We start from the raw sequence: 17,403 nt of genomic DNA on the forward strand, positions 1-17,403 counted from the left end.
ATTCTAATTACGTAATGGGTCCAATAGACCCTTAATTTATAACGGCTCAAACACGATTAAATTGAGACTGGCACAGCCTATTATAAATCCACGATGGGTAGAAAAATTGCTCCATGGACATATCAGATGCAGCTTTTGGTGAATATCGGCAATTGCTGCATATGGATCGAGCAGCTTGAGGGAGGACAGCGGGATAAAACAAAAGGGCCGAGCATGATAGCTCGACCCTTTGAATTTTGGCTCCCCGACCTGGACTCGAACCAGGGACCTGCGGATTAACAGTCCGTCGCTCTACCAACTGAGCTATCAGGGAAAAGATGATATTTACTGCCTGCTTGCGCGCAAAAAATCAAACAAATTGCATCACAACGGGCCGAATTGTATCATGAATATATTTTGTGTCGGGCAAAACATTAGTTTCGCAATGCCCATGATAAATCTGACAGTAGTAATACATTGCGCCATAAATTGCCCCAATTAATACCGATTGACTTCTAGCACGCCGGCAACCTCTCGAATCACTATCAACGCTTTTTGCAAATGCGCGGTTGAGGGAATTTCGGCGGTGAAATACATGCGTGCCAATCCTTTCGCGCTTTGCGTTTTCACGCCAATAACATTAATTTTTTCCCGCGAAAATATCTCTGAAATATCACGTAGCAGCCCCTGGCGGTCAGCCGACAACACAAAAATATCGACTGGATAAACCGTATCAAGACCGGCATTCCCCCATGCAGTTTGAATAATGCGTTCGGGTGCTTGCACGCGCATCTCGGTAAAATTCTTGCAACTGGCACGATGAATGGAAACACCATGACCGCGCGTAACAAAGCCCACAATCTCGTCGGGAGGAGCCGGACGACAACATTTCGCCAACTGGGTCAACAAGCCATCTGTACCGACCACCAATACACCCGATTTTGCACCCTGCGTGATGCTGGAGGCACGACTCTTATTTGTAACATCGGCCTCCTCTACTTCTTTGACTGTCTTGCCTGCATCTTCGCCATGCAACATCTGCTCGACATTGCGCAGGCTGAACTCATCTTTTCCGACTGCCAGAAAAAGCTCATCCACTTTCAGAAAACCGAGTTTGCGCGCAAGTTCTTCCAGATTGACGGCAGTCTTGCCTTCGCGCTGCAGGGTTTTTTCAATCAGGCTGCGGCCGCTTGCCAGCGTTTCCTGTTGATCTATGGCATTAAACCAGGCGCGCACTTTGGAGCGCGCACGCGCACTGACGGTGTAGCCGGCACCGAGCCAATCACGCGACGGCCCTGCTGTTCCTGGTGCACCCTTGGCCGTCACGACCTCAACTGTCTGGCCGTTTTTGAGCGGCGTGTTGAGCGGCACCATCGCACCATCAATACGCGCGCCGCGACAGCGGTGCCCGACGTCCGTATGCAGATGATAGGCAAAGTCAATCGGCGTGGCGCCGCTGGGGAGTTCGATGACCCGCGCCTGTGGCGTCAATACGTAAATTCGATCATCTAGCGTGGCTGACTTGAGTTTTTCGATCCATTCGCGCTGAATTTCTTCCTGCCCTACCACCGCATCGGCAACTTCACTCTTCCATGCCAGCAACTGCCTTAGCCAAGCGATTTTTTCGTCATATTTCCGTTCTGAAAAATTCGATCCGCTGGTTTCTTTGTAACGCCAGTGCGCAGCCACGCCGTACTCGGCGAAACGGTGCATTTCTTCGGTACGGATCTGGACTTCCAGCGCGCGGCCGTCTTCCGCAACTACGACCGTATGCAATGACTGATAACCGTTCGACTTGGGGCGCGAGATATAGTCGTCGAATTCCTTCGGAATCGGAGCCCAGATATTGTGCACAATCCCCAGCACGGTGTAACAAGTTTTGATATCTTCGACGGTCACACGAAAAGCGCGCACATCGTACAGTTCCGAAAAATCGAGCGATTTGCCGCGCATTTTGTTCCAGATGCTGTAAATATGCTTGGGCCGACCAGAAACATCCGCCTTGACGCCAGCCAAAGCCAGTTCGGACTTCAGCCTGGCGATTGCATCGCCGACGAACTCCTCGCGCTCCATGCGTTTTTCTTCCAGCATTTTGGCGATGCGTTTATAACTCTCAGGCTCCAGAAAACGGAAGGATAAATCCTCCAGTTCCCATTTCAATTGCCAAACACCCAGACGATTCGCCAATGGGGAGTACAGATCCAATGTTTCGCGTGCATATTGATGCGTGGTGTCGTTATAAAATTTCTGTTCCGCAAAAAAACGCAGGGTGGTCACCCGTGATGCCAGCTGCACCAGTACCACGCGCATATCCGACGCCATCGATAACAGCATCTTGCGCAGCACTTCGATCTGGGCCGCGGCTTGCTGTGATGCATTTTTACCGCGGCCAACTGGCCGCTGCCCCGAAGTCAACTCCCGCAAACGCATCAATTGCCGGATGCCAGTAACCAGATCACCCACATCCTTGCCGAAACCAGCTTCAATGCTTTCGGCGGCAGCCGGGTCCAGCGCCGGCAACTCGAACAGCAGCCCGGCAATAATTGTTTCTGCATCCACATTCAGTGCTGCCAGCGTGGTTGCCACACCTTTGGAAAATTCCAGTGCGCACTGGCCTGTTGCGATTTTTTTTTCGGCATACAAAGGGCAGACAAACGCAAACGCATCCAGAACACGCACACTGTCCGCCTCAGAAAGCCCGGCTGTAAGCTGAAGCGAGATATCGTTTTGCGGGGTGACTACCGAAACCATTGTTGCCTTATATTTGTGCTGCCGTAATGACAATTTCGATCAACCATTCCGGCTTGGCAAGTTGTGCCTGGATGGTTGCGCGGGGCGGCGTGCAGCCTGACGCCACCCATTCCTCCCATACCTGATTCATGGCATCAAAATTCTTCAGGTCGGAGAGAAAAATCTGGCACATCAGGATGCAGGTTTTATCGCTGCCGGCCTGTGTCAAAAGGCTGTCTATCTGGCTTAAAACCGCACGCGTTTGATCCTGAATGTCGTGCGACGCATCGGCCGCAACCTGGCCCGCCAGATAAACCGTGCCGTTGTGAATGGCAGCCTCAGACATTCTTTTGCCTACGTGCAATCGCTTGATTTCCATAAATATCTTTCCAAAGTTGGTAAATTAACCCAGTAAAAAATCCTGCACAATTTTGATCTGATCTGCATGCATGAAAGTCGGCGCATGTCCGATTCCAGGCAATTCAATCAGCTTTGCCTTGGGTCCGCGCTGCGTCATCGCCTGCGCTGTATGGCCCGACAAGAGGTCGGATTGGGCGCCGCGTACCAACAAGGTTGGGCAGGATATCGCATCATAAGCCATCCATAACAGCACCTCGGCAATTTTCAGACTGTCCGGCGTTGCCGATTTGAATGCTGCAGCCAGGCCCAGATCATAATGACGAATCCACAGCCCGTCCTGATCCTGGCGCAAGACATCTGACGCCAGTTTGCGCCACTCGTCATCGGAGTGCGGGCCAAAAGTGGCTGAAATTTCACGAATATATTGTGCTGCCTCGTCGAAAGTCTGAAACCGCACCGCTTGGCCGATATAGTCGCCAATCCGTAGCAGCGCCTCACTATTCAAAGCCGGCCCGACATCATTGAGTATCAATTTTCCGATCGGGTTATCCGGCAACGAAGCCAGCCCGATCCCGATCAAACCGCCCATCGAAGTGCCGAACCAATCGACGGTTGTTGTGGCCGGATGTGCGGTGATGCGCGCCAGCAGGCTCACCATATCGCTGACATACTGCGGAATCTGATAGTGCAGTGGATTACGCAGCCTTTCCGAGCGCCCGCGTCCGACTACGTCCGGGCAAATCACGCGATACGACTGGCAGAGTGTGCGCGCCATATTGTCGAAATCATCCGACACCCGCGTAACCCCGTGCACGCAAACCAGCACCTTGGGATTATCGACATCGCCCCACTCCTTATATGCCATCCGGTGCAAGCCGCTGGGAGAGATGCACTGTACCGTCCTGATTTGTGGTTGTGTCATTGTAATGGCTGCCTGGTTGCTGTGGTTCCGACATTTTACCGGTCGTTGGGCTTAAAATCTTAGTGCAAGTTCACCATCATCGTAATTTCTCACTCTCAGAGGACATCATGCAAGGCATTACACTCAAAGGTAAAACCGCGCTCATTACTGGCTCCACATCTGGCATCGGGCTGGGAATCGCGCAGACGCTGGCGGCACAAGGCACCAATATTGTATTAAATGGCTTTGGCGATGCGAATGAAATCGCGCTTTTGCAAGATGCCATCGCCAATGATTATGGCGTAGCAGTGCTGTATAACGCTGCCGATATGTCTAAGCCGGCGGAAATCGAAGCGATGATACGGGCCAGTGCAGAGAAATTTGGCGGGATTGATATCTTGGTCAACAATGCCGGCATCCAGCATGTTGCCAATATCGAAGACTTTCCGGTAGAAAAATGGGATGCCATCATCGCCATCAACCTGTCTTCTGCCTTTCATACCGCACGTCTGGCGCTGCCTTATATGAAGTCAAAAAACTGGGGCCGCATCATCAATATTGCCTCTGCCCACGGACTCGTCGCTTCAGCACAAAAATCTGCCTATGTCGCAGCCAAACACGGCTTGGTCGGACTGACCAAAACCATTGCGCTGGAAACCGCGCAAACCGGCGTCACCTGCAACGCGATCTGCCCGGGTTGGGTGCTCACGCCGCTGGTGCAAAAACAGGTCGATGCGCGCGCCGAGCGCGAAGGTATTTCAAATGAGGAAGCCAAGAAAGGATTGCTGGCAGAAAAACAGCCTTCCGGCGAATTCGTTACGCCAGAACAACTCGGTGCGCTGACGGTATTCATGTGTTCGGAAGCGGCCAGCCAGGTGCGCGGCGCGGCATGGAACATGGATGGCGGTTGGGTAGCACAATAAACTGACAAGGCGGCGCCCGGGCTTGATTGCTGTGTCGCCGCTCATTGAGTGCAACAAAACTTATTGCCGGATTTAGTGCCGATTAGGCAACGTAAATATACTACGTTATGTATTTTTATATACCGCAATTAACGTATGCGGTAAATGGCATGTTTTAATACATACCCCATATAAATTATTCAATGTTCAAGGCTGTGGATGCCACTTTTCATGTTGTCTGCAAATAATATTTTATTTGGTACAAGTAAAAAAATGGGCCGGAGCCCATTTTTTTTATCCGTACCACCTTACCTGGTCATAGCGCCGTAACGTCCAGCGCGACACCGGTTTTAGCCTGAATTTCTTCCACACTAACACCGGGTGCAAGCTGCACCAGTTTCAATCCGGCAGGTGTCACATCAATCACCCCCAGATCGGTAATGATCCGATTGACCACGCCTACTCCGGTCAGTGGCAAGTTGCACTTCGGGAGAATCTTGTGCGACTCGGTGCCATCTTTTGCTTTTGCCACATGTTCCATCAAGACCACAACGCGCCCCACTCCGGCAACCAGATCCATGGCGCCGCCCATCCCCTTGACCATCTTGCCGGGAATCATCCAGTTAGCCAAGTCGCCATATTCGGATACCTGCATCGCCCCCAGAATCGCGAGGTTGATCTTGCCGCCCCGGATCATGCCGAACGAATCCGCCGAACTGAAAATCGATGATCCCGGCACGGTCGTTATGGTCTGTTTGCCGGCATTGATCAGGTCAGGATCGACCTCATCGTCAGTCGGGAAAGGGCCGATGCCCAATAATCCGTTTTCGGATTGCAGCCAAACATCCATGCCCGCAGGCACGTAATTGGCGACCAAGGTAGGCAAACCGATGCCAAGATTTACATAAAAACCGTCTTGCAGTTCCAGCGCCGCGCGTGCTGCCATTTCATCACGAGTCCATGCCATCTTATTCTCCTGCCTGTTTTGCACGAACCGTGCGTTGTTCAATCCGCTTTTCGGGATTTTCATTGACGACGATGCGATGCACGAAAATCCCCGGAGTGTGCACATCATCCGGATCGATTTCGCCGATTTCAACCAATACCTCGACTTCGGCTATTGTGATCTTGCCGGCCATGGCAACATTCGGGTTGAAATTGCGCGCCGTCTTGCGATACACCAGATTGCCGGCCTTATCGGCTTTATATGCTTTTACCAGCGACACATCCGGCGACAGGGCGCGCTCCATCACGTATTGGTGGCCGTCGAATTCACGGATTTCCTTGCCTTCGGCCACAATGGTGCCCACGCCGGTTTTAGTAAAAAAAGCAGGGATGCCCGATCCGCCCGCACGCAATCTCTCGGCCAGCGTGCCTTGCGGGGTGAATTCCAGCGCCAACTCACCTGCGAGGTACTGACGCTCAAACTCCTTGTTTTCTCCCACATAGGATGAAATCATTTTTTTGATTTGACGAGAGGTCAGTAATTGACCAAGCCCGAACCCGTCCACACCGGCATTATTGGAAATGGCAGTCAATTCCTTGACGCCCGAATCCCGCAAAGCAGCAATCAGTGCTTCAGGGATGCCGCACAGGCCGAAACCGCCCACGGCAATAGTCTGGCCATCCTGAACGATGCCGGCCAGTGCCGTTGCGGCATCAGGATAAACTTTGTTCATACCAAATCCCTTTAAAATGTAATGTAAAACCATAGCGGCAATTACCGTTCCCAACAGCATAAGACGCCAAATTCAAAGGCGCAATACCGTAAAAATACGACAATCCTAGTTTTATAACCTGCAAAAGGTATACCCGCACTTATGCTTCCCACCTTGCTTATCGATTTTGAAAAAATCTTCCTGTGTGCTCCGGTCGGGATGTGTGTTTCTCAAAACCGCGTCATTCAAGCGTGCAACGAGGTACTCTGCACCACATTCGGCTGTACGTCTGAAGACCTGATCGGCCAGTCGTTTCTGGTGCTTTATCCAAGCGCAGGAGAATTCGAACGCACGGGCGCCCGTATCGTTCCTATCATGAATGCGAAGGGGCAGTACTCTGACGAGCGCATCATGAAGCGCTCCAATAATGAACTATTCTGGTGCCGCGTGACTGGGCGCGGACTGTTGCGCGACGATCCACATGCTGCCGGCATATGGACTTTTGTAGACCTTAGCCCCAAACGCCCGCTCAGCGTCGAATTTACTCCCAGAGAGCGGGAGATATCCGCCCTGCTGGTAGAAGGAAAAACCAGCAAATTGATTGCCCGTCAGTTGGACTTGAGCCCGCGCACAGTGGAAATGTATCGATCCAAGCTGATGCGCAAACTAAATGCCGCCAATTCAAGCGAGTTGGTTCAGAAATTACTCGACGTACATAGTGCTAAAGACTAATCAGTTGCCGCCAGCAGCTGACGCACCCGGTCGGGCAGAGGCGTGGATTTTTCGGATGGAAAGTGGACCCAGACGACTTTGGCGCCACCGTGCGCATATATCATGTCCGCCACATCGACACGGCGGATTTCCTGAATGGTTTCAAAACTTGATCGTCCTGGCGGCCCAACATATGTCAAGATTTCAATCTCACCCGGATATTTCAATTGCTTGATGAAGCTGCAATGGGCATTGACGATTACAGGACCTTCAGCGGCCGGATCAGGGTCGCAGCCAATAGTCGTGAACCATTCGATACGCGCCTGCTCCAGGTAACGGAAATACACCGTATTATTAACGTGTCCCATTGCATCCATGTCGCCCCAGCGGATCGGAATACGCGCAGTGTGAACCAGCTTTTTATGCATATGTCTGAAAATGGTGTCTGATTGAATACATAAATTATCTGGCTTATTCGACACTCATGCCATCATCTGCCGTGATAATTGTTCCGTTGATAAAACGAGACTCATCGCCGGCAAGAAGCAGCAACAAACCATCCAGGTCTTCAGGCGAACCGACTCTTCTTCGCGGCAGCATGCTGATTAATTTCTGCCCTTCTTCACTGGCGAAATATTCGGCATTAATTTCGGTCGTAATATAACCAGGACAAATTGCATTGACATTAATACCGTATCTGCCCCACTCCACCGCCATGGATTTTGTCATGTGCACCACAGCCGCTTTGCTCATGCAATAAATCCCGATTTTCGGCAATACACGCAAACCTGCGACAGAAGCAATATTGATGATGCGATGCTGTTTTTTCGGGTCGCCTTTGGCGCGGGCGATCATCCGCTTTGCCGTTTCCTGAGCGACAAAAAATGCTCCGCGCTGATTAGTATCCATCACGTAGGCATAATCCTCTGGCGTTACATCAAGCAGGTTCTGGGTAGTGGAAACGCCGGAATTATTAACCAGTATGTCAATTGGTCCGGCTTCGGTTTCGGCGTGTGCAATTGCCGATTTAATACTGGCATAATCGGTCACGTCCAGGCTGACTACATGCGCCGCACCACCTTCAGCTTCAATTTCCGCACGCAACTCTTTCAAGCGGTCAATTCTGCGTGAAGCAAGCACTACCTGCGCCCCTGCCTTCGCCATGACTTTTGCAAAACGCGCCCCGAGACCACTGGACGCGCCAGTAACTAGAGCAATTTTTCCTTCAAAATTAACTTCAATGCCCACGAATCTCTCCCAATGGTTTATCTTATGACCGCTTCTATTAACGAATTAATATATCTCAATGATTACATGAATCAGCAGGGATTAGATTGCAGTATCTAGCTTATTACTAGAGAATCCCTATCAATTAGCACGTTCGTTCGATATTTATATTTATATTGGTGAGAGCATGGAACAAAATAATACACAAAACCAAGACATAACCGCGCAATACGGACCCCGCGAAACAATGGAGTATGACGTTGTCATCGTTGGAGGTGGCCCAGCCGGATTAGCCGCTGCCATCAAACTCAAGCAGCTTGCCGCCACGTCAGAGACGGAACTCTCCGTCTGTGTACTTGAAAAAGGGGGCGAATTAGGCGCACACATTCTGTCGGGTGCAGTTATGGATCCTCAAGCCATGACGGAGCTCTTTCCTGATTGGAAAGAACGCGGTGCCCCACTCAACGTTCAAGTCACTGAAGACCGTTTTTTGTTTTTGAGCGAGACCAAGGCCTACAAAACGCCAAATTGGATGTTACCCGGCTGCTTCCAGAATCATGGCAATTACATCATTTCATTAGCAAATGTCGTACGCTGGCTTGGCCAGCAAGCTGAAAACCTGGGCGTCGAAGTTTTCCCAGGATTTGCCGCTGCCGAAGTTCTGTATAACGAAGATGGTTCGGTCAAAGGGGTTGCAACCGGCAACATGGGCGTCAATCGCGCCGGCCAGCCGACTGATGCCTTTCAGATCGGCATGGAGTTGCACGCTAAATACACATTGTTTGCCGAGGGCTCACGTGGGCATCTGGGCAAGCAATTGATCCAAAAGTTTGACCTTAATAAAGGCAAAGACCCGCAAACCTATGGCTTGGGTATCAAAGAACTATGGGAAATCGATCCAGCCCAGCATCAACCTGGCCTAGTGGTGCATACCGCGGGTTGGCCGCTCGACAATAAAACCTATGGCGGCTCATTTCTTTACCACATGGAAAATAATCAGGTCGCCGTAGGATACGTTGTCGGCCTTTCTTATGAAAATCCATACTTATCGCCTTATGAGGAATTTCAGCGTTACAAAACGCATCCTGATATCCGTAAATTTTTTGAAGGTGGTAGACGTCTTGCATATGGTGCACGCGCCATCACGGCCGGCGGTTTGCAATCTCTGCCTAAATTAGTATTTCCTGGTGGCGCCTTAATAGGCTGCGAGGCAGGATTTTTGAATGCAAGTCGCATCAAAGGCAGCCATGCCGCGCTTAAAACAGGAATGCTGGCAGCAATAGCGGCATTTGAAGCGTTAACAGCAAAACGCCAGCATGACCAGCTATCCGCTTATGAAACTGCTTTTGAACAATCCTGGCTACATGAAGAGTTATACAAGGCACGCAACTTCAAACCAATGATGAGTAAAGGCCTTTATGCTGGCACTATTTTGGTAGGAATTGACCAGGTTATTTTTGGCGGTAAGGCGCCATGGACGCTACATCACAAACATGCGGACCATGAGTGTTTGCGCCCGGCAGTAGAATTTAAGTCAATCAAATACCCGAAACCGGATGGCAAACTCACATTTGATCGCTTGTCATCGGTATTTATATCAAATACTAATCACGCAGAAGATCAACCCATTCATCTGACGCTCAAAGATCCAACTGTGCCAGTGCGTATTAATCTGGCAGAATATGCTGGCCCTGAAGCGCGTTACTGCCCGGCAGGCGTGTACGAATTCATCAAAACAAACGAAGGTGAAGACAGGTTGCAAATCAATGCGCAAAACTGCGTACACTGTAAAACTTGCGACATTAAAGACCCAACCCAAAACATCGTTTGGGTCACTCCAGAAGGTGGTGGCGGCCCGAACTATACCAATATGTAAAGTGCAATAAAAAAGCCGCAGACTGCGGCTTTTTTATTGTGAGCAGAAACGAAAATCAGGTCCACTGCCCAGCACTAATCTTATCTAACCAAAATGCACCTATGACTGTTTTCACATCAGTTATCTTACCTTCCCGAACCCAACCCAACACCTCGCTCATTGGGGCCCTGAAAGTTTCTAAAAACTCTCCGTCATCCAGCCTAGCGATACCCACCTGTAGGCCGCGAGCAATAAAAATATCGAGATATTCATCGGAATATGCTATCGCATTATGGATAGTACAAACAAACGTCCAGTCAGATGCGGTATAGCCAGTTTCTTCCTGCAATTCACGCCTGGCTGTTGCCAGTGAATCTTCATTAGGATCTATTTTTCCCGCTGGAAATTCAATAAATACACGATTCAACGGATAGCGAAACTGACGCTCAAGCAATACTGAATTATCATCAAATAACGGAAGAATAACTACAGCACCCGGGTGCTTGATATATTCTCTTGAAGATATTTTCCCATCAGGTAATCTAACGGTATCGTTTTGCACCTTGAGAAAATTGCCATCGAAAGCAACTTTTCCTTCAATTTTAATTTCTTTAAGATGCTTATCGTCCATATTAAAAATGAGGGCCGGTTTTTAACGAAGCTGGAAGCCAAACAATTACTTACGTAAATAACGCAAGACAAAGCCAGGATAGGCCAAAACCAAAAATAAAAAAGACGTAATGGCAAAGAATTCCCATTTTTGGTCAAAAATATTGCCCAAATTGGCCTCAAACAAATGCGCAATAAAGCCTATAGAAAAATATAAAATCACTAGCTCTATCAGACGCAGCCAAAAAGGTTTTACTGATCGACGAATGGGAATAATTGCAAGAAAACGCTCATTTAAAAACGGCATATTAGCGGCAAATACCGCCAATACGATCACTATCCAAACTGAAAAAGTCACATTCATAAACTAGGCCTCTGTAGCCTCAAATACCAAGAATTTTACTCATTGCATTTATACACATTGCCATCAAAGCACCCGGCATCAGTCCAATTCCAAGAACAATAATGGCATTAAGACTAAGCGCTATACGCATATCCTTGTTGACTACAATCGGAGATTTATCAATTGCCTCATCAAAATACATAAGCTTAACAACACGTACGTAAAAGAAAGCCCCTATCAAAGAAAATAATATTGCTACAAGCGCTAACCAAGTTTGCCCGGTTCCCAAAACTGCCTGTATAACGGACAGCTTGGCGTAGAAGCCCATCATTGGCGGAATACCAGCCAAAGAAAACATAAGTAGCATCATAACAAGGGCAAACCATGGGCTACGCTGATTCAAACCTTTAAAATCATCCAAATTTTCAGCTTCAAAGCCCTTGCGCGACAACAACATGATGACGCCAAATGTGCCAAGTGTAGTTAGCACATAAGTGATGGTGTAAAACATAGCTGAACTGTAGGCATTGGCAGCAGGTGCGGTGCTTCCTCCAACTACGCCTGACAAGAACCCCAGCAACATAAAACCCATTTGGGAAATGGTGGAATAAGCGAGCATCCTCTTCAAATTAGTCTGAGCAATGGCAGCAATATTCCCAACTGCCATTGATAGAACTGACAAAATAACGATCATTTGTTGCCAGTCAAAGGCCAAAGGCAAAAGCCCATCAACTAATAATCGGATAAAAATTGCAAAAGCTGCTAATTTTGGTGCGCCACCCAGCAACAGTGTTACTGCAGTTGGGGCCCCTTGGTAAACGTCTGGCACCCACATGTGAAAGGGAACCACACCGAGTTTGAACGCCAGGCCGGAAACCAGAAAAACCACACCAAAAACCAAAACTGTTCTGTCTACAGCACCTGTGGCAGTAACTTTAGCAATTTCTGTCAGATCAAGTGAACCTGTTGCCCCGTATAGCATTGACATGCCATAAAGCAAGAATCCAGATGCCATCGCGCCCAAAATAAAATATTTCATTGCTGCTTCAGTCGAAATCTTATGTTCGCGACGCAGTGCTACCAAAGCGAACAAAGACAATGACATTAACTCCAGCCCCAGGTAAATAATAAGAAAATTATTACCCGAGATCATAATCATTTGCCCTAACAACGCAAACAGTGTCAATACATAAAATTCACCACCAAGATGGCCGCCGACCATTCCTCGTTCAGTTACATATTGACGTGAATATATTAACGTCAGGCCAACGGCCAGATAAGAAAACATTTTCAACACATTCGACATCGAATCTGTCACAAACATGTTGTTAAAAGTATAACCAGTAACCCCTGAATTCAGTAAGTTCAGGTTAAGCAATACACATCCCAGTAGGGTCAATAAAGACAAGAGATAGGTAATGTAACGTTTCCCATCTGACAGGAACATGTCAATAAGCAAAATTGCCGATGCAGCGATAACAAGAAATACTTCGGGATAAAGTAAAGTTAGATTCATGGTATTCATTTAAGTCGCCTCTTATATATGCACTGTTCTAGTTCACTTTTGAGATAGCGACATGTTTCAATAAGTCCGTGACAGACGTTTGCATTACGTCTGTAAATGGAGCTGGGTACAAACCCATTCCGATTACTGCTATGGCTAATAAAGCTAGCATAAAAAATTCACGTTTATTAATATCCGGCAGTTGCTTTACATGCTCGTTTGCAATTTCACCAAATATCACGCGCTTGGCCATCCAGAGAGAATATGCTGCTCCCAAAATAAGAGCAGTTGCAGCGAGCATACCAATCCAGAAATTGAATTTTACGGCGCCTAAAATCACCATAAACTCACCAACAAACCCGGATGTCGCCGGCAGACCGGAATTTGCCATGGAAAATAGAACAAAAAAAGCAGCAAACTTCGGCATAGTATTTATCACCCCACCATAATCTGCAATCTGACGCGAATGCATGCGATCGTAAAGCACGCCAACACAAAGAAACATGGCGGCTGAAACAAAGCCATGGGAAATCATCTGAGCAATGCCACCCTGCACCGATAAATCATTAAACATGAAGAAACCCAGTGTCACAAATCCCATATGTGCAATCGAGGAATAGGCTACCAGTTTCTTCATATCTTTCTGCACCATTGCAACCAGTCCAATATAAATCACGGCAATCAGGGATAAGGTAATCATGAAGCCTGACAAATAGTGACTAGCATCCGGCGTAATTGGTAAAGAAAAGCGTAGAAAGCCGTAAGCGCCCAGTTTCAGCATAATAGCTGCGAGCACTACCGATCCACCAGTAGGTGCCTCCACGTGGGCATCTGGCAACCAAGTATGTACTGGCCACATCGGAACCTTGACAGCAAAAGCCATAAGGAACGCAAGAAAAATAAATATTTGAACGGATAACGTCAGTGGGAATTCATGCCATACAAGGATGTCAAAGCTGCCTGTCTTGGTATAAAGATACAAAATTGCTAATAACGTTAGCAGAGAACCCATCAGCGTATAGAGAAAGAACTTGAATGCTGCGTAGACACGATTCGCGCCGCCCCATATGCCGATAATGATAAACATCGGGATTAGAGTTGATTCAAAGAAAACATAAAACAACATGCCATCCAGCGCACAAAAAACACCTACCATCAGGCCTGATAAAATCAGGAAAGCCCCCATATATTGGGCAACTTTTTTCTCAATCACTTCCCATGCTGAAATAACAACGATCACTGTAATGAAGGATGTCAGAACAACGAACCATATTGAGATACCATCAATTCCGAGAAAATAATTGATATTGAAGCGATCAATCCAACTATGTTTCTCAACAAATTGCATGCCATGCGCAGCATTATCGAAGCCCCGAAGCAGAGGTAACGTAACAAAGAAACTTGCAACTGCACCAATCAGTGATGCAACCCGAACCAAACCAGGATTGTCATCACGACCAAATGCCAAAATGAAGATACCAAAAGCGATAGGACACCAAATCGCTAAACTCAAAAGTGGGAAAGTTGATTGCATAATGGATATTATTAGCCAGCTTATTTAGCGAACGGAAAAGGCATGAAATAAATTAAAAAGCCTAAAACGCCGAGGATCATTACAAAGGCGTAGTGATAGAGATATCCTGACTGAATTTTTCTGGAAAGTCTCGATAACAAGCGAATTAATTTAGCACTACCATTAACTAAAAATCCGTCAATTAAGGTTTTATCACCAATACTCCATAAACCATTACCAAGTAAACGAGCACCGCCAGCGATAACCACTTCATTAAACTTATCTAGATAATATTTGTTATCCAGTAAATTATAAATTGGGCCTGATTTATCCTTGATGTATGCAGGAATACGTGGGTCTACCATGTAGAAATAATATGCGCTAACAACACCTGCCAGGGCAAGAAGGAAAGGCGCAGTGGTGAATGAGTGAATCGCCATTGCAATCGGGCCGTGAAATTCTTTTGAAATTTCTGCCATCGCCGTATGTGCCTCGGCAACAAAAATAACATCCTTAAAGAAGTCTCCAAACAAAAGTGGTCCAATTGCGAAGTAACCAATAATAACGGACGGAATTGCTAAAAATATAAGCGGCAAAGTTACCACAAGCGGAGATTCATGTGGTTTTTGCCCAAAAGCTAATCCATCGTGCGCATCATGATGTGCGTCGTTGTCGTGTGCTTTACCAAAACGTTCCTTCCCATGAAAAACCAGGAAATACAGTCGGAATGAATAAAATGCTGTTACAAATACGCTAGCTAGCACCGCGAAATTCGCAAAACCAGAGCCGTAAATTGTTGAATTATGAACTGCTTCTATGATGCTATCTTTTGAGTAGAACCCCGAGAAAAAAGGTGTTCCAATCAATGCCAACGCACCTAGTAAAGATGTTATCCAAGTAATAGGCATGTATTTTCTCAAGCCGCCCATATGGCGAATATCTTGAACGTGATGCATCCCGATAATTACTGAGCCGGCAGCCAGGAATAATAATGCCTTAAAGAATGCATGCGTCATCACATGAAATATAGCAACCGAATAAGCTGAGGCGCCCAAGGCCACTGTCATATAACCCAATTGGGACAAAGTAGAATAAGCAACGATCCGCTTAATATCGTTTTGGATAACCCCGAGAAAGCCCATAAACAATGCAGTAATTGAGCCAATAATCAAGACAAATGACAATGCTGTATCCGACAACTCAAACAATGGTGACATCCGAGCCACCATAAAAATGCCAGCAGTAACCATTGTCGCAGCATGAATCAAGGCAGATATTGGTGTAGGGCCTTCCATCGAGTCAGGTAGCCAGACATGCAATGGAAACTGTGCCGATTTTCCCATTGCACCAATAAATAAACAGATGCAGGCAACTGTTATCAACAACCATTCCGTACCTGGTAATAACAACTTTGCTAATTCCTGTTTTTGAGCAAATATTTCTCCGTAATTGAGTGACCCCGTATATGCCACCAATAGGCCAACTCCAAGAATAAAACCAAAGTCACCCACCCGATTTACCAAAAATGCTTTCATGCTGGCAGCGGTAGCAGTCGGCCTCGTAAACCAGAAGCCAATTAACAGATAAGAAACTAAGCCCACGGCTTCCCAGCCAAAAAACAATTGCAATAAATTGTTGCTCATAACAAGCATCAACATTGCAAATGTAAATAGGGAAATATACGAAAAGAAACGGTTATACCCCTCATCATCCTTCATATAACCGATAGTGTAGATGTGCACCATCAATGATACAAATGTGACTACACACATCATCAAGGCAGTAAGGCTATCAATCAGGAATCCAATTTCAAACTTCAATCTAGCAATAGTCATCCAGTTATATATGGTGTCATTGAACGAAGCTCCGTTCAACACCTCACTTAATGTCATGCAAGACAGGACAAATGCAATCAGTACACCAAGTATTGTTACGGTATGAGATGCTGTTCGACCAACAATATTGCCCAAAAATTTGGTACCGAAAAGCCCTGCTATGACAGATCCCACAAGGGGCGCCAATGGAACGACAAGTAGTAAATTAGGGTTAAGTTGCCCCACCATGATGACCCTTATATTAATTTCAGAAAGTCTATTTCAGAAAATCTGATTGTTATCCTTTGAGAGAATCCATATCTTCAACATTAATAGTGTCCATATTTCGGAACAAAACTATCAGAATGGCGAGGCCAATTGCTGATTCAGCTGCGGCCACTGTCAAAATGAAAAAAACGAAAATCTGACCAGCAGCATCTCCCAAATAATGAGAAAAGGCGACAAAATTCATATTCACAGCAAGCAACATTAATTCTATTGCCATAAGTAAAACAATAATATTTTTTCGATTTAAAAAAATACCAATAATTGAAATCGAAAATAGTATTGCGCCTAGAATTAGATAATGCGCTAGTGATAGTGTCATTTTTCGAAATCCTTATTTCTGTTCTGTTCCAGAGATTGCTGCAGGTAATGCTGATGATTTAGTATTATTTGAACGATCAGATTCTGATTTCATCTTTACAATGCGGATACGATCATTCCGTTTAACTTTCACTGCATCCGATGGGTGGAAATGTTTGCTGTCTTTGCGACGCCGCATTGTGAGGGCAACAGCAGCGATGATAGCAACTAAGAGAATCACAGCTGCAATTTCAAATGCATAGACATATTGCGTATAAATCAATTTTCCCAATTCCTTGGTATTGCCAATCATGTCAGCAGCAGCTGGAATCAGTGGTTCTGGCATCCAGAACCCACGCATTAACACTGCAGCCATTTCTAGCGCGATTACTACACCAATGGTTGCAGCTAAAGGGAAATATCCCCAGAAACCTTCGCGCATCTTGCCTAAATTAATGTCAAGCATCATTACGACGAATAAAAAAAGTACCATTACTGCACCGACATAGACCAGCACCAGTACTATCGATAAAAACTCAGCCTTGAGCAACATCCAAAGTGCGGCCGCCGAAAAAAAAGACAGCACAAGAAAAAGTGCTGAATGTACCGGATTACGGGCTGTAATAACGCGTGTCGCAGCAATAACTAATATCGCCGAAAAAATATAGAAAAGAACGGTTTTAAATTCCATAACAAGCCAAATAAAGGACCA

17 protein-coding genes and 1 tRNA gene are annotated in these 17,403 nt (G+C 46.8%); 3 read left to right on the forward strand and 15 right to left on the reverse strand.

Annotated elements, in window-relative coordinates:
* Positions 1–237: 237 nt before the first annotated feature.
* From KGFNPO_RS10290 to KGFNPO_RS10305, 4 genes are all read right to left on the reverse strand, one after another.
* Positions 238–313: transfer RNA gene (locus tag KGFNPO_RS10290), tRNA-Asn, on the reverse strand.
* Positions 314–477: 164 nt separating this feature from the next.
* A complete protein-coding gene (locus KGFNPO_RS10295) occupies positions 478–2,730 on the reverse strand; it encodes a RelA/SpoT family protein (RefSeq protein WP_472631203.1) in 2,253 nt (750 codons plus the stop codon).
* Between the two features lie 7 nt (positions 2,731–2,737).
* Positions 2,738–3,088 carry a RidA family protein gene (locus tag KGFNPO_RS10300; protein WP_472631204.1) on the reverse strand — a complete coding sequence of 117 codons (351 nt, stop codon included), beginning with the start codon at positions 3,086–3,088 and terminating at the stop codon, positions 2,738–2,740.
* Positions 3,089–3,112: 24 nt separating this feature from the next.
* Positions 3,113–3,991 (reverse strand): alpha/beta fold hydrolase, encoded by an 879-nt coding sequence (locus KGFNPO_RS10305; protein WP_472631205.1) that lies wholly within the window; start codon positions 3,989–3,991, stop codon positions 3,113–3,115.
* A gap of 107 nt (positions 3,992–4,098) precedes the next feature.
* Between KGFNPO_RS10305 and KGFNPO_RS10310 the strand changes: the two genes are divergently transcribed.
* Positions 4,099–4,893 carry a 3-hydroxybutyrate dehydrogenase gene (locus tag KGFNPO_RS10310; RefSeq protein WP_472631206.1) on the forward strand — a complete coding sequence of 265 codons (795 nt, stop codon included), beginning with the start codon at positions 4,099–4,101 and terminating at the stop codon, positions 4,891–4,893.
* A gap of 295 nt (positions 4,894–5,188) precedes the next feature.
* Here the strand turns inward: KGFNPO_RS10310 and KGFNPO_RS10315 are convergent, their stop codons facing one another.
* Positions 5,189–5,839, reverse strand: a complete 651-nt coding sequence (locus KGFNPO_RS10315) for a CoA transferase subunit B (RefSeq protein ID WP_472631207.1) — start codon at positions 5,837–5,839, stop codon at positions 5,189–5,191.
* 1 nt (position 5,840) lies between these two features.
* Positions 5,841–6,551, reverse strand: coding sequence for a CoA transferase subunit A (locus KGFNPO_RS10320; RefSeq protein WP_472615836.1), 711 nt, complete (start codon positions 6,549–6,551; stop codon positions 5,841–5,843).
* Between the two features lie 141 nt (positions 6,552–6,692).
* Here KGFNPO_RS10320 and KGFNPO_RS10325 point away from each other — a divergent pair, with 141 nt between their 5' ends.
* Entirely contained in the window at positions 6,693–7,262 is a 570-nt protein-coding gene (locus KGFNPO_RS10325; RefSeq protein WP_472631208.1) for a LuxR C-terminal-related transcriptional regulator, read from the forward strand.
* Here KGFNPO_RS10325 and KGFNPO_RS10330 read toward each other — a convergent pair.
* Positions 7,259–7,669, reverse strand: coding sequence for an acyl-CoA thioesterase (locus tag KGFNPO_RS10330; RefSeq protein WP_472631209.1), 411 nt, complete (start codon positions 7,667–7,669; stop codon positions 7,259–7,261). The genes KGFNPO_RS10325 and KGFNPO_RS10330 overlap by 4 nt on opposite strands.
* Before the next feature lie 43 nt (positions 7,670–7,712).
* Entirely contained in the window at positions 7,713–8,489 is a 777-nt protein-coding gene (locus KGFNPO_RS10335; RefSeq protein WP_472631210.1) for an SDR family oxidoreductase, read from the reverse strand.
* A gap of 166 nt (positions 8,490–8,655) precedes the next feature.
* On the opposite strand from KGFNPO_RS10335, the gene KGFNPO_RS10340 reads away from it, so the two are divergent.
* Positions 8,656–10,344 (forward strand): electron transfer flavoprotein-ubiquinone oxidoreductase, encoded by a 1,689-nt coding sequence (locus tag KGFNPO_RS10340; RefSeq protein ID WP_472631211.1) that lies wholly within the window; start codon positions 8,656–8,658, stop codon positions 10,342–10,344.
* Between the two features lie 55 nt (positions 10,345–10,399).
* Here the strand turns inward: KGFNPO_RS10340 and KGFNPO_RS10345 are convergent, their stop codons facing one another.
* From KGFNPO_RS10345 to KGFNPO_RS10375, 7 genes are read right to left on the reverse strand one after another with little or no spacing between them, the layout of a single operon-like run.
* Positions 10,400–10,954, reverse strand: a complete 555-nt coding sequence (locus KGFNPO_RS10345) for an NUDIX domain-containing protein (protein ID WP_472631212.1) — start codon at positions 10,952–10,954, stop codon at positions 10,400–10,402.
* Positions 10,955–10,999: 45 nt separating this feature from the next.
* A complete protein-coding gene (locus KGFNPO_RS10350) occupies positions 11,000–11,296 on the reverse strand; it encodes a DUF2818 family protein (protein WP_472631213.1) in 297 nt (98 codons plus the stop codon).
* Positions 11,297–11,315: 19 nt separating this feature from the next.
* Positions 11,316–12,800, reverse strand: coding sequence for an NADH-quinone oxidoreductase subunit NuoN (gene nuoN / locus KGFNPO_RS10355; RefSeq protein WP_472631214.1), 1,485 nt, complete (start codon positions 12,798–12,800; stop codon positions 11,316–11,318).
* A gap of 28 nt (positions 12,801–12,828) precedes the next feature.
* Positions 12,829–14,316: an NADH-quinone oxidoreductase subunit M gene (locus KGFNPO_RS10360; protein WP_472634451.1), complete on the reverse strand. Its 1,488-nt coding sequence runs from the start codon at positions 14,314–14,316 to the stop codon at positions 12,829–12,831.
* Between the two features lie 17 nt (positions 14,317–14,333).
* Positions 14,334–16,355: an NADH-quinone oxidoreductase subunit L gene (nuoL, locus tag KGFNPO_RS10365; protein WP_472631215.1), complete on the reverse strand. Its 2,022-nt coding sequence runs from the start codon at positions 16,353–16,355 to the stop codon at positions 14,334–14,336.
* 49 nt (positions 16,356–16,404) lie between these two features.
* Positions 16,405–16,713, reverse strand: coding sequence for an NADH-quinone oxidoreductase subunit NuoK (nuoK, locus tag KGFNPO_RS10370; RefSeq protein WP_472612960.1), 309 nt, complete (start codon positions 16,711–16,713; stop codon positions 16,405–16,407).
* Between the two features lie 12 nt (positions 16,714–16,725).
* Positions 16,726–17,382, reverse strand: coding sequence for an NADH-quinone oxidoreductase subunit J (locus KGFNPO_RS10375; RefSeq protein ID WP_472612961.1), 657 nt, complete (start codon positions 17,380–17,382; stop codon positions 16,726–16,728).
* Positions 17,383–17,403 lie beyond the last annotated feature (21 nt).

The organism is Gelidimonas diazotrophica, assembly GCF_055694025.1.

Excerpts from the sequence above, each read along its gene's own strand:
- KGFNPO_RS10295 (WP_472631203.1), bottom strand. The coding sequence starts at position 2,730 with ATGGTTTCGGTAGTCACCCCGCAAAACGATATCTCGCTTCAGCTTACA.
- KGFNPO_RS10300 (WP_472631204.1), bottom strand. The coding sequence starts at position 3,088 with ATGGAAATCAAGCGATTGCACGTAGGCAAAAGAATGTCTGAGGCTGCC.
- KGFNPO_RS10305 (WP_472631205.1), bottom strand. The coding sequence starts at position 3,991 with ATGACACAACCACAAATCAGGACGGTACAGTGCATCTCTCCCAGCGGC.
- KGFNPO_RS10310 (WP_472631206.1), top strand. The coding sequence starts at position 4,099 with ATGCAAGGCATTACACTCAAAGGTAAAACCGCGCTCATTACTGGCTCC.
- KGFNPO_RS10315 (WP_472631207.1), bottom strand. The coding sequence starts at position 5,839 with ATGGCATGGACTCGTGATGAAATGGCAGCACGCGCGGCGCTGGAACTG.
- KGFNPO_RS10320 (WP_472615836.1), bottom strand. The coding sequence starts at position 6,551 with ATGAACAAAGTTTATCCTGATGCCGCAACGGCACTGGCCGGCATCGTT.
- KGFNPO_RS10325 (WP_472631208.1), top strand. The coding sequence starts at position 6,693 with ATGCTTCCCACCTTGCTTATCGATTTTGAAAAAATCTTCCTGTGTGCT.
- KGFNPO_RS10330 (WP_472631209.1), bottom strand. The coding sequence starts at position 7,669 with ATGCATAAAAAGCTGGTTCACACTGCGCGTATTCCGATCCGCTGGGGC.
- KGFNPO_RS10340 (WP_472631211.1), top strand. The coding sequence starts at position 8,656 with ATGGAACAAAATAATACACAAAACCAAGACATAACCGCGCAATACGGA.
- KGFNPO_RS10345 (WP_472631212.1), bottom strand. The coding sequence starts at position 10,954 with ATGGACGATAAGCATCTTAAAGAAATTAAAATTGAAGGAAAAGTTGCT.
- KGFNPO_RS10350 (WP_472631213.1), bottom strand. The coding sequence starts at position 11,296 with ATGAATGTGACTTTTTCAGTTTGGATAGTGATCGTATTGGCGGTATTT.
- nuoN (WP_472631214.1), bottom strand. The coding sequence starts at position 12,800 with ATGAATACCATGAATCTAACTTTACTTTATCCCGAAGTATTTCTTGTT.
- nuoL (WP_472631215.1), bottom strand. The coding sequence starts at position 16,355 with ATGGTGGGGCAACTTAACCCTAATTTACTACTTGTCGTTCCATTGGCG.
- nuoK (WP_472612960.1), bottom strand. The coding sequence starts at position 16,713 with ATGACACTATCACTAGCGCATTATCTAATTCTAGGCGCAATACTATTT.
- KGFNPO_RS10375 (WP_472612961.1), bottom strand. The coding sequence starts at position 17,382 with ATGGAATTTAAAACCGTTCTTTTCTATATTTTTTCGGCGATATTAGTT.